Annotated in this window: 10 protein-coding genes; 3 read left to right on the forward strand and 7 right to left on the reverse strand. The window is 70.9% G+C overall.

The features are described 5' to 3' along the window. Positions 1-25 precede the first annotated feature (25 nt). The gene (locus tag ACZ45T_RS14745; RefSeq protein ID WP_468441058.1) at positions 26-1,321 is read right to left on the reverse strand and encodes an LCP family protein; all 1,296 of its coding nucleotides are present in this window, start codon (positions 1,319-1,321) and stop codon (positions 26-28) included. 106 nt (positions 1,322-1,427) lie between these two features. Here ACZ45T_RS14745 and ACZ45T_RS14750 point away from each other — a divergent pair, with 106 nt between their 5' ends. Next, positions 1,428-1,964: an acyl-CoA thioesterase gene (locus tag ACZ45T_RS14750; protein ID WP_468441060.1), complete on the forward strand. Its 537-nt coding sequence runs from the start codon at positions 1,428-1,430 to the stop codon at positions 1,962-1,964. A 42-nt stretch (positions 1,965-2,006) separates the two neighbouring features. Here the strand turns inward: ACZ45T_RS14750 and ACZ45T_RS14755 are convergent, their stop codons facing one another. Next, positions 2,007-3,476 carry an LCP family protein gene (locus tag ACZ45T_RS14755; RefSeq protein WP_468441062.1) on the reverse strand — a complete coding sequence of 490 codons (1,470 nt, stop codon included), beginning with the start codon at positions 3,474-3,476 and terminating at the stop codon, positions 2,007-2,009. A gap of 153 nt (positions 3,477-3,629) precedes the next feature. On the opposite strand from ACZ45T_RS14755, the gene ACZ45T_RS14760 reads away from it, so the two are divergent. After that, positions 3,630-4,655, forward strand: coding sequence for a glycosyltransferase family 2 protein (locus tag ACZ45T_RS14760; RefSeq protein ID WP_468441063.1), 1,026 nt, complete (start codon positions 3,630-3,632; stop codon positions 4,653-4,655). Positions 4,656-4,733: 78 nt separating this feature from the next. Here the strand turns inward: ACZ45T_RS14760 and ACZ45T_RS14765 are convergent, their stop codons facing one another. The 4 genes from ACZ45T_RS14765 to ACZ45T_RS14780 all read right to left on the reverse strand — a co-directional run bounded on the left by ACZ45T_RS14765 (position 4,734) and on the right by ACZ45T_RS14780 (position 10,670). Beyond that, positions 4,734-6,449, reverse strand: coding sequence for an LCP family protein (locus tag ACZ45T_RS14765; RefSeq protein ID WP_468441065.1), 1,716 nt, complete (start codon positions 6,447-6,449; stop codon positions 4,734-4,736). 60 nt (positions 6,450-6,509) lie between these two features. Beyond that, positions 6,510-8,231, reverse strand: a complete 1,722-nt coding sequence (locus tag ACZ45T_RS14770; RefSeq protein ID WP_468441067.1) for an LCP family protein — start codon at positions 8,229-8,231, stop codon at positions 6,510-6,512. Between the two features lie 223 nt (positions 8,232-8,454). Beyond that, entirely contained in the window at positions 8,455-9,720 is a 1,266-nt protein-coding gene (locus ACZ45T_RS14775; protein WP_468441069.1) for an LCP family protein, read from the reverse strand. 200 nt (positions 9,721-9,920) lie between these two features. After that, positions 9,921-10,670: a TIGR03089 family protein gene (locus ACZ45T_RS14780; protein WP_468441071.1), complete on the reverse strand. Its 750-nt coding sequence runs from the start codon at positions 10,668-10,670 to the stop codon at positions 9,921-9,923. A gap of 139 nt (positions 10,671-10,809) precedes the next feature. Here ACZ45T_RS14780 and ACZ45T_RS14785 point away from each other — a divergent pair, with 139 nt between their 5' ends. Then, positions 10,810-12,240, forward strand: a complete 1,431-nt coding sequence (locus tag ACZ45T_RS14785) for a peptidoglycan recognition protein family protein (RefSeq protein WP_468441073.1) — start codon at positions 10,810-10,812, stop codon at positions 12,238-12,240. 132 nt (positions 12,241-12,372) lie between these two features. Here the strand turns inward: ACZ45T_RS14785 and ACZ45T_RS14790 are convergent, their stop codons facing one another. Then, on the reverse strand, positions 12,373-13,557 hold the full coding sequence (locus ACZ45T_RS14790; protein ID WP_468441151.1) for an RNA-guided endonuclease InsQ/TnpB family protein: 1,185 nt from the start codon (positions 13,555-13,557) through the stop codon (positions 12,373-12,375). Positions 13,558-13,580: the final 23 nt, after the last annotated feature.

Raw genomic sequence — 13,580 nt, forward strand, 5'->3', positions numbered from 1 at the left:
GTCCGGGGAGCGGGCACCGCCGCGGTCAGTTCCCGCGGACGGTGACCTTCTCGTCGTTCTGGATCTGCTTCACCAGCTGCTGCACCTTCGCCTTGTCCCAGACGAGGTTGCCGCCGCGCTGCCCGGAGATCGGCATGTTCATCGAGACGCCGTCCCCGCCGTTGACGCCCTTCATCGCGAAGAACATCTGGCCCATGTCGTACAGGCCCATGTCCTTGTCCACGATGAGGGTGTCCAGGCCGGCGCCCAGCAGCGGGTAGAGCTCGAACGGGTTGAGGACGGTGGACGGGGTCGCCGCCTGACTGGCGAGCGCCGACAGGAACTTCTGCTGGTTCTTCGTCCGCTGGAGGTCCGACTCGGCGAAGGCGTACCGGGTGCGCACGAAGGCCAGCGACTGCTCGCCGTTCAGCGTCTGCTTGCCCGCCTTGAAGTCGGCGCCCGACTTCTCGTCCTTGAAGCCCTCCTCGATGTCGAGCTCGACACCGCCCAGCGCGTCCACGATGTTCGCGAAGCCGGCGAAGCCGATCTCGGCGTAGTGGTCGATGCGCAGCCCGGTGTTGAACTCCACCGTCCGCACCAGCAGCTCGGGGCCGTCCTCCGCGTACGCCGCGTTGAGCTTGACCCGCCGCCCCTGGGCGGGGAACTTCTTGCCGGACTGGGAGCCGACGAAGGACGGGATCTCCACGTCCGAGTCGCGCGGCAGCGAGATCATGGTGTTCCCGCTGGAGCACTTCGCCAGGATCATCATCGAGTCGGTCCGCTTGCCCTCGGCCGAGCCCGTGTGGAGCTTCTTCTTCTCCTCGTCGGACATGCCCTCGCGGCTGTCGGAGCCCACGATCAGGTACGTCGTGCAGTCGCCCTCCTTGGGGCGCTCGATGACCTTGGAGAGGTCCACCTCGCGGCGCACCTTGGAGTCGGCCCAGAAGTAGGTGGCGACCGAGGTCACCAGCAGCGCGGAGACCAGCACGATCGAGCCGACCTTGATCCGCTTGCGCCAGTCCGGGGCCGGGCCGGGCGTCCGCCCGGGACCCGAGGGCCCGCCGGGACCCGCCGGGCCGCCCGGGGCGCCGCCGGCGGGCGATCCGTAGACCTGGCCGGTGTTGTAACCACTGTCGTAGCCGCCGTACGTGTCGTGGCCCTGCGCCTGCTGCGGAGGCACCGACGGACGCGCCGGCTGCGCGGGGCGCTGGGGCTGCGGGGGCCGCTGCGGCTGGGGCTGCTGCTGCCGCTGGATGTGCCGCATCCGCTGCGCACCCTCGGGCTGCGGCTGCGCACTGCCGCGCCCGTACCCGCCGTCACGACCTTCTGGCCAGTCATTCATGCGCACAAGGATGCCTGCCCGCGCGCGTCGTCCGACAGCCCGGGGGCCGATCCGTTCCGGGGCTGTTGCGAAGCTGATGCCTCTGATACGGCTCTAAGGTATCTGTATGACTCAGATACCGGGCGAGCTGCCCGGGAAGCCGACCGCGGCCTCCCGTACGACCCTCAGCCACATCATGACCGCGAACGACACCAACCTCCTCGGCACGGTGCACGGTGGCGTGATCATGAAGCTGGTGGACGACGCGGCCGGCGCGGTGGCCGGCCGTCACTCCGGCGGCCCGGCCGTCACCGCGTCCATGGACGAGATGGTCTTCCTCGCGCCCGTGCGCGTGGGCGACCTGGTGCACGTGAAGGCCCAGTGCAACTGGACCGGCCGCTCCTCGATGGAGATCGGCGTACGCGTCCTCGCGGAGCGGTGGAACGAGTCCACCCCCGCCACCCAGGTCGGCACCGCCTACCTCGTCTTCGCCGCGGTGGACGCCGACGGCAAGCCCCGCCCGGTCCCGCCCGTCGTCCCGGAGACGGAACAGGACGAGCGGCGCTACCAGGAAGCCCAGATCCGCCGCACCCACCGGCTCGCCCGCCGCCAGGCGATCAAGGCGCTGCGCGAGGAGCGCGCGGCCCAGGGCTTCGACGACTAGACCCCTGGTCCCCGCAGGCCACCTGTGTTTCCGGCAGACCACCTAGGTCCCGCAGACCACCTGGTCGCCGGAGACGACCCCGACGGCGCCGCCCTGGTACGGGTCCTCCGCGCGCACCGGCACCACCTTGCGGTAGTCCGAGCCCGCGATCACCTGCACCGTCCGCCCCTGGCCCGCCACCGCCCGCAGCTCGCTGCCCGGCAGCGCGGTCGCCACCGACCGGGCCGAGCGGTCCCAGCGCGGGTCGTAGGTGACCACCGTGCGCTTGACCTCGCGGCTGGCGCCGTTGCCCGGGGCCCGCGTGGTGTCGAAGCCGGTGGCGCGCAGCGCCGCGTCGACGCGGCCGCCCAGCCCGTCGATCCGGGTCCCGTTCTCCACCTGGACCCGGATCTGCTGCGGGGGCACGTCCACCGGGACCGCCGCGGGCCGGGCGGCGCTCTTCCCGGGCCGGGCGGGGGCGAGCGGCCGGTCCTGGCGCAGGGCCTCGAACAGCCTGGCCGCCTTGGGCTCGTCCCACTTCACGGTGGAGCCGATGCCCTTGACCGGGAACGACGGGCTGCCGAGGGGCACCGAGGCGAATTCCGAGGACGACGGGGTGAAGTCCCGCATCGCCTGGCCGAGCGCGAGCATCTGCTCCGAGCCGAAGCCCCGGTCGGCCCGGACCGAGCCGAGCAGGGTGGAGCTGAGCTCCTTGAACTTCACCGGGTTCAGCAGCACCCCGCCGCCGGTCGCCTGCTTGATCAGCGCGGCGACGAACCGCTGCTGGCGCTGCATCCGGCCCAGGTCGGAGGCCCCGTCGACATGGCGCGAGCGCACGTACTGCAGGGCCTGTCCGCCGCTGAGGCGGTGGGTGCCGGGCAGCAGGTCGAGGCCGGTGTTCGGGTCGCGCATGGTCTTGGCCGTGCAGATGTCCACACCGCCCATCGCGTCGACCGTCTTCATGAAGCTGGTGAAATCGACCTCCAGGTAGTGGTCGATCTTCACCCGGGTCATGTTCTCGACGGTCCGCACGGTCAGATTGGGCCCGCCCTCCGCGTACGCGGCGTTCAGTTTCAGGGGGTGCGGCTTGTGCGCCTTGCCGGTGACCAGGTCCCGGTGCGCGGGCACCTCGGCGTAGCTGTCGCGGGGCAGGCTGATCACGCTCGCCCGTTCCTTGTCCGCCGACAGGTGCACCAGCATGATCGTGTCCGTGCAGTGGCACGGCGCCCCGCCCAGGCGGTACTCGCGCTTCTCCTCCGGGCTGATCTTCTCCCGGCCGTCGGTGCCCACCAGCAGGAAGTTGACGCCGTGCCCGGCCTGCGGGCGGTTCTTCATGTCCTTGAAGGGGTCCACCCGCTCGATCCCGGTGTCCAGGCCCGTCATCACGGCGTGCCCGATGGCCCCGGAGCCCAGCACCACCGCCGACACCCCCGCGGCGATCCGCACCCCCCACCGGGGGCGATCGCCCCGGCGCAGTGCTGGGCGCGCCCTGGCAGGACGGGGGGGACGGTGCGGCTGGGGCACGGTGGACACCTCCGCGGGCAGCAGGGGACGGTGGGCGGATCAGCTGATTCGCCCGAACAGTAGGCCCATACGATCAGCATCTGTCCGTACTGCTCACTCGGCGCGCACCCGGTTCCCCCGTACGCGGTAACGTGACACCGATACCCGACCTTGAAGGACCACATGCCCGCCCAGCAGCCCGCAGTCTCGGTGATCATGCCGGTGCTCAATGAGGAGCACTACCTCCGCGATTCCGTCCGCCACATCCTGCAACAGGAGTACGCGGGCGAGATGGAGGTGGTGATCGCACTCGGGCCCTCCACGGACCGCACCGACGAGATCGCCGCCGAACTCGTCGCCGAGGATCCCCGAGTCCACACCGTCCCGAACCCCACCGGCCGGACCCCGGCGGCGCTCAACGCCGCCATCAAGGCCTCGCGTCACCCGATCGTGGTACGCGTAGACGGCCACGGCATGCTCTCGCCGAACTACATCGCCACCGCCGTCCGCCTCCTGGAGGAGACCGGCGCGCAGAACGTCGGCGGCATCATGCACGCCGAGGGCGAGAACGCCTGGGAAGAGGCCGTCGCCGCCGCGATGACCTCGAAGATCGGCGTCGGCAACGCGCCCTTCCACACCGGGGGCCAGGCGGGACCGGCCGAGACCGTCTACCTCGGTGTCTTCCGCCGCGAGGCGCTGGAGCAGCAGGGCGGTTACAACGAGGAGTTCATCCGCGCCCAGGACTGGGAGCTGAACTTCCGCATCCGCGAGGCCGGCGGCCTGATCTGGTTCTCGCCGGAGCTGAAGGTCCAGTACCGCCCGCGGCGCTCCGTACGGGCCCTGGCCAAGCAGTACAAGGACTACGGGCGCTGGCGCCACGTGGTGGCCCGCTACCACTCCGGCTCCATCAACGTGCGCTACCTGGCCCCGCCGACCCTCGTCTGCGCCCTCGCCGCGGGCGTGGTGGTGGGCGCGACCGTCAGCCCGCTGGGCTTCGCCGTCCCGGCCGGCTACCTCGCGGCGATCGCCGTGGGCTCCGTCCCGGCGGGCAAGGGCCTCCCGCTGAAGGCCCGGGCGCAGATCCCCGTCGCCCTGGCCACCATGCACCTGTGCTGGGGCTTCGGCTTCCTGACCAGCCCGCGCGCGCTGGCGAACAAGCTCATCGCGAGCCGCCGCCCGGCCGCGCACCAAGGCGCCTCGCAGGTCTGACACGTACGAAGGGGCCCGGCGCGGTGGCTGTGACCTGCACAGCCGCCGCACCGGGCCCCTTTCGCGTGCCTGCTGCCGCTACCAGGTGAAGCCGGGCTGGATCGCCATGCAGGCCTTGTCGTTGTCGCCGTTGAGCGCGTGGGCCGACGTCGGGGCCACGGTCGGGGCGGGCGGCGGCGGGGTCGGCGCGGTGCCGGTCCGCCAGTCCTTGCCGACGAACAGGACGATCCCGGTGACCTCGTCGGACTTCTGCACGGCGGTGGCCGGCAGGCCGAGCGCGGTGGCCACGGCCGTGGCGTCGGCGGCCTGGGCGTCAGTGGCGAAGCGGACCACCGTGGTGTCCTCGGCCCCCGTCTGGGTTTCGGCGGTGGCCTTGGTGAAGCCCTTGCCGGTCAGCAGGGCCGCGACGTCGGTCGCCCGGTTCTTGACCCTGGTCTCGGCGCCCGCCTTGCCGCTGGTGGCGTTGCGGACGGAGACCGCGATCTTCGCGGGCGGCGCGGCCGGCGCGAGGGACGGCTGGGCCGGGGAGCTCGCGGCGTTCGGGGCGCCCGGGCTCGCGGAGGCGCCCGGCGAGGGTGAGGCACCGTCCGTCGGGGTCCCGGAGCCCTTGCCGTCCAGCGCGATGTCCTCGCGGACCATCCGGAACAGGTCCTCGGCCTCGCCCGGCAGCGGCTCGACGCGTCCGTCCATGCCGGGCCGCGTGCTGTAGAACCACGGCATGGTGGTCATGGTGATCCGGCCCGGCGGGACCTTCTTGAGCTCCATACTGAGGTCGAACAGCTTGTCGATCTTGTTCAGGCCGTCGTCCACGACCATGGCCTTGATGGCGGCCTGCGCCAGGCTGTTGAGCTTGCCCGGGTTGGTGAGCTTCGCGTTCTTGCGGAACTCGCGGGCCATCGAGTTCATGTACTGGTGCTGGGCGTGGGTGCGGCCGATGTCCGTGCCGTCCTCGAAGCCGTAGCGGGTGCGCAGCCACTGCAGGGCCTGCTCGCCCTGGATGACGCTCTCGCCCTTCGGCAGCTTGAGGCCGGAGCCCCTGCCCTCGCGGTCGCGGGACTCCACGTTCTGCTCGACGCAGACGGGGACGCCGCCGATGGCGTCCGCCATCGAGACGACACCCTTGAAGTCGATCATCATGAAGTGATCGATGGGGATCTTGGTCAGCTCGATCCAGGTGGCGACCGTGCAGCCCGGTCCGCCGCGCTGGAGCGACTCGTTCGTCTGGACGAGGCCCTTGCTGGCGGGATGCACCTTGCCGCCCGGCTCGGTGCACTTGGGCATCATCAGGATCGTGTCGCGGGGCATGGACACCACGGACATGTTGCTGCGGTCCGCGGACAGGTGCAGCAGCATCTGCACATCCGCCAGCGGCGGGCCGCCGAAGGTGTTCTTGGCCCCGCCGAGGGACTGGTTCGCCTCGTCGTCGCGCGCGTCGGAGCCGATGAGCAGGATGTTCAGCGGGGTCTGCCCGAAGGCGTTGGGCTTGGAGCCGCCCAGTTTGGTCTCGCCGAGGTTCAGCGCGTCCGTCTTGATGCTGCCGTTGAGATGGCGGTAGTACAGGTAGCCGGCCGCGCCCGTCCCGAGTATGAGCAGGGACAGTACGGAGGCCACCCAGCGCAGCACGCGCCGCCGGCCCCGCCTGTTCGAACGGCCGCCCGCTGCCGCCCGGCGGCGGGCGGCCCGGGAGCCGGCCCGTTGTGCGGGCACCGAGCCGGGCGCGTCCGCGCCGCCGCCGGAGGTGTCCCCGGCGGCCTGGGCGGTCGCCCCCTCCCCTCGCACGCTGCTGTGCCTCACACGTCCCCCTCAAGATCCTTCTTGGTCGATGATCTGCCGGTAATGACCGGCCATGCCCCGTTACTTGGCGCAGACGGCCTTGTCGGCCTGGGCCTGCTGCACGTCCTCGGGCAGCTCCTGCGGAGCCGGGGCCGCCAGCGGGGCGCCCGGCTGCTGGAAGTCCGGACCCAGCGTCAGCTTCATCGGCGTCTTCGCCGCAGCGTCCGCAGTCCCCATCTTCAGCGCGGTGACCGGCAGCCCCAATGCGTCCGCCAGCGCCCGGGCCTGGTCGGCCTGGTTGGGCGCGAACTCCAGCTGCGTGGCGCCGACCTTCGCCGGCGCGTTGCCGCGGTTGCTGGCCTTGTTCATGCCCTTGGTGTTCTGGAGCCAGCTCAGCGTGGTGGAGGCGGCGCCCTTGGGGCCACCGCCGTTGTAGACGTCCACGCGTACGTCCGCCGCGGGGGCCCGGTTGCCCTGGAGCAGCGCGTCCTGCTTGGCCTTCGCGTCGGCGTCGGCCGCCTCCTTCTGCGCCTGCTCCTTCTTCTCGACCTCGGTGAGCGAGACATCCCCCCGGATCATCTGCAGCAGCGGGTCGGCCAGAGCCGGGTTGATCACGACCGTCGCCTTGACCTTCTCGGCCGGGTTGTCGAGCACCGGCAGGGTGGTGAAGGTGATGTTCTTGAGGTCGATGTCCTTCAACTCGCCTGCGAGATCGGTGAGTTTGTTGATGGATCCCAGACCCTGGTCCACGGTCAGCGACTTGGTGGCCGCCTCCGCGAGCGAGAAGAACTTCTTCGGACTGGTCAGCGTTTCCTTCGACTTCATCTCGCGCATCATCGAGCCGAGGAACTGCTGCTGGGTCTTGATCCGGTCCAGGTCGCTCTCGTTGCCGAAGGCGTGCCGGGTCCGTACGAAGGCGAGGGCCTCCTCACCCGCCAGCTTGTGCTCGCCCTTGGTCAGCTTGAGCTTGGAGTCCTCGTCGTCGACGTCCTTGTCCAGGCAGACGGGCACCCCGCCGACCGCGGTGCTCAGGGTCTTCACCGCGTTGAAGTCGACCATCATGAAGTTGTCGATCTCTATTCCGGTGATGCCCTTGACCGTGCGCATCGTGCAGCCCGCGTCGCGCCCCTCCTGACCCAGGCTGGTGTTGAAGCGCGTGCCCTTCGTGCCGCGGATCTCCTTCGTCGATCCGTCGGGCTGCTTCGTCGGGCAGGACGGGATGTCGGTGATCAGGTCGCGCGGAATGGACAGCGCGGTGGCGTTGCTGCGGTCCTTGGCGATGTGGAACAGGATCGTGGTGTCGGCGTGGCCGACGCTGTCCTTGTCCCCGTAACCCTCGTTGCCGGCGCCGCTGCGCTTGTCGGTGCCGATGACCAGGATGTTGATGGCCTGGTCCTTCTTGAACCCGCCGGTGCCCGCGCCCGCGACATCGGTGACGCTGAGGTTGCCGTTCAGGTGGTCGTAGTAGAGGTACGCCGCGGTGGCGCCGCCGGCCAGCAGGAACGCCAGCGTCAGGCTGGTGATGACCAGCGCCTTCTTGCGGCGTCCGCCGCCTCCGCCCTTGCGGGGGCGGCCGCCGCGCCGGCCGGGCGGGCCGTCGCCGCGCCGCGGCTTCGGTACGGCCGGGGAAGGGCTGGTGGGGGCGGTGGGGGTCGACCTGGATCTGCGCGGCGCGGCGACCGTGGGCCGTTGCTGCGCTGCGGAGTCACCCAGTCGCAGTTCGTAGTTGCCGGTGCGGGGGTTGAGCACCCACTGGTCTGCGGGGTCGATTTCGTCTGCTCGCCCACGGCTTTGCGCATCCACGGTTGCTCGAGTCCTCCGTCGGGTGCCTCGCGACGCGCCTCCCCCAGGCGCACGGTCAACGATCCGGCTGCTGGCGCCCGGTCTCTGGTCCGGCCGGGCACCGGATCGCTCACCTTATCCGCCCTGTTCGGCCGCAAACCATGCTGGTGACAAATTCCACTCCCCTTATAACGGGGCGAAGCGCCCATCCCACTCGGTTCGGTCACCGGCTTTTGGGATTGCTTTACCGGCAGTCGGCGTTGCCCGCCGTGGTCCCGGTAAAGGTGGGGACGGGTGCGGGGGGCGTGGTGGTTCCCGCGCCGGCCGGGTCCGGTGTCGCGGCCGTCGCCGTGGCGGTCGGCGTGCCGGTCGGCGTGCCGGTGGGCGTGCCGGTGGGCGTGCCGGTCGCCGGACCGGTCGACGGACCGGCCGGGAGCGCGGGCTTCGGCGGGGCGACCGTCACCGGCTTGTCCGTCCGCAGTTGATCGAACAGCCGCGCCGCGTCCGGCTCCGCCAGCTCGTCCCGGTTCGGGTCGGCGGCGTACGGCCGCCGGGGCACGGTCAGGAACTTGACCTGATCGGTCGGTATGTCCCTGATGCCCCGTACGAGTTCGTACAGGTCGCGCAGCGAGGCCAGCCCCGGGTCCGTGGTCACGGAGGAGGTCGCCGCGTCCAGCAGCGGGTACAGCCGGGCCGGATTGAGCAGAACCCCGTTGCTCTGCACCTTGTCGACGAGCGAGCCCAGGAACTGCTGCTGGCGCTCCATCCGTTCGGTGTCACTGCCGTTCCCCAGGCTGTAACGGGCCCGGACGAAGCCGAGGGCCTCCTCGCCCCGGAGGGTCTGGCGCCCGGCGGCCAGCTTCAGCTTGGCCTCGGCGTCGTCCATCGGCTCCTTGAGGCAGACCTCCACCCCGCCGATGGCATCGACCATCTTCTTGAACCCGCCGAAGTCGATCACCATGTGGTGGTCGATCCGGATCCCCGTGAGCCGCTCCACGGTACGGATCGTGCAGGCGGCCCCGCCCCACTGGAACGCCCAGTTGAACTGCGCGAACCGCTCCTCGGTGCGGCTCCCGTCCGTCGTCAGGCAGGCGGGGATGTCCGCCATCAGGTCCCGGGGTATCGACACGGCGGTCGCGCTCCTGCGGTCCCGCGGCAGGTGCAGCAGGATCGTGGTGTCCGAGCGCTGGGTGCCCCTGTCCTGCCCGTAGCGGGCGTTGTCCTTGCCGGAGCGCGAGTCCGAGCCGATCAGCAGGATGTTCTGGGCGCCGGTGGCGACGTACGCCGGGCGGTCGCGCTCGTAGCGCCGCAGCTCGGCCGACGCCGAGGTGTCCTCGGTGATGTTCCCGTCGAGCTTGGTGTAGAGCCACCAGCCGGTCGCCGCCCCCGCCAGCACCAGGAAGGCGGCCCCGAGCCCGAGCCAGCGCAGCAGCCGACGCCTGCGGCTCCGCCGGGGCCGCTTGGAGCGTGCCGCCTCGGTCCCGCCCGGTATGCCCGCGCTGTCCCTCACTGGCGTCCGTCCCCTCGCCGCTGTGACTTCGGGTCGCCTCTTTCGGATCAGGCAGCCGTACGGGTGAGCACGGCCACTGCCGATCCTGCCCCCGGGCCGCCGGAGCAGCCTGGGGGCAGGGGTGTGTCTAGGGCCATATGGGTGACAAATCGCCGGTTACCGCGATTGAGCAGTGTGGGTGACGGGGGACCGCACGGACATCAGACCGTGTGGGTGACCCGCTCGCTCTCGATCCGCTGCGCCAGCGCGTCCGCCGACAGCTGGTCCAGGTTCCGGCACAGCACCACGGACGCGCCCGCGGCCAGCGGAGCGTAGAGCCCGGCCGAGAGTCCCTCCCAGGTGTCGTAGCCGAGCCCGGTCAGCACCCGCGAGCCCTCGCCGATGCCGAGCTTCGCCGCGTCCTCCCGGGCGCGGGTGGTGAGCGATGCGTACGAGAGCTCCTCGCCGCCGACGACCAGCCCGGGGCCGTCCGCGTCGACCGGGACGAAGGGCGCGAAGCGGTCGCCCTGCCCGGGCACCTCCACCGCGTAGTCCGCGTATCCGGCCGGCGCGTGCGGGAAGCGCCCGCCCAGCGGCCGCAGCGCGAGCGCCACGCGCTCGCCGTCGCACGCCAGGCCCCGCTCCAGGCCGTCCGGCCCGCTGACGACGAGATCCGCGCCGGCCGGATCGCCGTCCACCTCGGCGACGACCCCGACCGAGGCGCAGGCCAGCAGCCAGGCGGCGCTCTGCCAGTGCGCCGGGAGCAGCAGCGCGAGCCGTTCCCCGGGCTCGGCGCCCAGGTCGCCCTGGAGCAGATTGGCGGTCTTGGCCACCCAATTGGCGAAGGTCGCGACGGACAATTCGACGCGCTCGCCGGTGGCGTCGTCGTAGAAGGTGACGAGCGGGCGGCCCGGATCGGCGGCGAGCGCGGATCGCAGCAGGTCGGCAGGGGTGCGGTCAGTGGCGTTCACCCGGCACAGGGTACGCGGGCCCGTCCCCCGTACGGCGGCCCCCGGCTCCGCCGTACGGGGGAGGGGTACGTGGGGGACGCCGGACGGAGCGTCAGTTCTCGGATGGCGCCGGGTGGTGCGGGTGCTCACCATCCTTTTCATGCGTGGATTCCTTGCTTCCTCGATCGGCGTCGCGACGGCTGCCGCACTGGCCCTGCCCCTCGCGCTCCCCACTCCGGCCCTGGCCGCCCCCGCCCCGGGCGCGGTCGCCCCCGTCACCCCAGCCGGGTCCACCCAGTCCCTGCCGCTCGTCCCCCTGGGACCCGTGGCGGACCGCAGCCCCGGTGTCCCCGGCACGAGCGCCTCGCCCCGCGTCCCCGAAACGCAGGGCCTGGCCGCCCGCGAGGTCAAGACGTTCTCGCTGGTCGGCGTCGTCTGGGACGACGTCGCCACCGAACTCCACGGCCGGGTCCAGGTCCGTACCCGCTCGACCAGGACCGGGACCTGGTCCGACTGGCAGGACGTCGAGATCCACAACAGCGAGCACGCGGCCGACCTCGACGCGGCGGAACGCGACTCCGGCCGGGTCCGCGGAGCCACCGCCCCGCTGTGGGTCGGCGAGTCCGACGGAGTGGAGGTCCGCGTCCAGGCGGAACCGGGCACCCCGGCCGCCCCGGGCACTTCGGCCAATCCGGCCACCCGCGCGCCGGCCCGGCTGCCCTCGGGCCTGCGGATCGAACTCGTCGACCCGGGCGCGGAACGGCCCGCCGGGCCGGCGGACGGCAAGAACAGCGGACCCGAGGGCGACGACAAGGGCGAGGTGGTGGCGCCGGGCATGACGATGGAGATGGCCGAGTCCTCCGCCGCGAACGTGCCCCACGCCCCGCTCGGCGCGAACGAGATCACCGAGCTGAACAAGGCCGACTCCACCGCCGACGCGATCTTCGCGAGCGACGGAGAGCTGACCGCGGCGGCCGCCCCGTACATCGGCCCGCGCCCGCGGATCGTCACCCGCAAGGGGTGGGGCGCGGACGAGTCACTGCGCGAGAGGGCCTTCGTCTACACGAACACGGTGAAGGCGGCCTTCGTCCACCACAGCGCCTCCGGCAACAACTACGCCTGCAAGGACGCCCCGGCGGTGATCCGCAGCCTGTACCGCTACCACGTGCTCAGCAGCGGCTGGCGCGACCTCGGCTACAACTTCGCCGTCGACAAGTGCGGCACGGTCTACGAGGGCCGCGCGGGCGGAGTCTCCAAGCCCGTGCTCGGCGCGCACACCATGGGCTTCAACACGGACAGCATGGGCATCGCGGTGCTCGGCTCCTACTCCTCCACGGCCCCGCCGGCGGTGGCGGTCGACGCGGTCGCCCGCCTCACGGCCTGGAAGCTCGGCCTCTTCGGCCGGGACCCGCGCGCGAAGACGACCCTGAAGTCGGGTGGCGGCAACCTCTACGCCAAGGGCACGAACGTCAAGATGAACGTCATCTCGGGCCACCGGGACGGCTTCGCGACGGAATGCCCCGGCAAGCGCCTGTACGGCAAACTCCCCCCGACCCGCACGGCGTCGGCGAAGCTCCAGGGCCGCCCTTGACCTCCTCGCCCCCATGAATGAGGGCGATTCTCTCCCTGCCCTCCGCTTGTGATGGTGGGGCTTGAGATGGGTTCCTGCTTCGACACGCGCGCCCTGATTGCCGACCAGGGTCTTACCGCGCTCCACAGGCGTTTACCCGGAGTGCTTGCTCTCCGGGGCCCCCGGTCCGGGGGTGGATGGTGACTGGGCCGCCGCTGTGATGCGGCGGCCCTCGGACCGGACGTTCTTGCCGGCGTTCCAGTCCCGGTCGTGGATCCTGCCGCACGCGTCGCATGTCCATGTGCGGACGTGAAGGGGCTTGGGGCCGTCACGGAATCCGCAGGCCGAGCAGATCTGGGAGGAGGGGAAGAAGCGGTCCACCGTGGTGAACGTGCGTCCGCGCCGGGTGGACTTGTACGCGCAGAACATCAGGAACTGTGCCCACCCGGCGTCGTGGACGCTCTTGGAGTGCAGACCGCGCGCCAGTCCACGCACGTTCAGGTCCTCGGCGAACACAGCTTGGTTTTCGCTGGTCAGCTTGTGAGACCACTGGTGGTGGAAGTTGCGGCGAGCGTTAGCGACCTCGGCGTGAGCACGGGCGACCTTGATGCGGGCCTTATCCCGGTTCTTACTTCCCTTCTGCTTACGTGACAGTTCCCGCTGTCGTTTCTTCAGCTTCTTCTCGGCCCGCCGCAGGTACTTCGGCGAGTGGATGTGCGTGCCGTCGGCGAGGACGGCGAAGCGGGTCAGCCCGAGGTCAATTCCCTGATCCGAATCGGCTGGCGTGAGGATGTCAGCGGCCGGGTCTGTCTGAACCACGAACGAGGCGAAGTACCTGCCCGACGCGTCCTTGATGACCGTCACGGTGGATGGCGTGGACGGAAGCGGACGGGACCAGCGCACCTTCACCGGTCCGATCTTGGGAAGGCTCAGCTTCCCGTCTTCGGTGATCGACCAGCGGGCATTGGCGGTGAAACGGATCGACTGTCGGCTGTCCTTACGAGACTTGAACCGGGGCTCGGCGATCTTGGGCCCCTTGCGGGTGCCCTTCAGCGAAGCAAAGAAGTTGGAGTACGCGGTGTCCAGGTCCCGCAACGACTGCTGGAGTACGACGGCCGATGCCTCGGCCAGCCACGCGCGGGCCCCGGACTTCTTCGCCTCGGTGATGACCTGCTTGGACAGCTCCCCTGCCTTTGGATATGGCCTGCCCTGCTCGTGGGCCTCCTTCCGGACACGAAGGGCATCGTTGAAGACGACCCTCGCGCAGCCGAACGACCGGGCCAGCGCAATGCGCTGACCAGGCGTCGGCTCAATCCGGAATGAGTATCTGAGCTGCACGAGAATCACCGTACGTATGCAGG

It is taken from the genome of Streptomyces sp. NPDC030995, assembly GCF_055571215.1.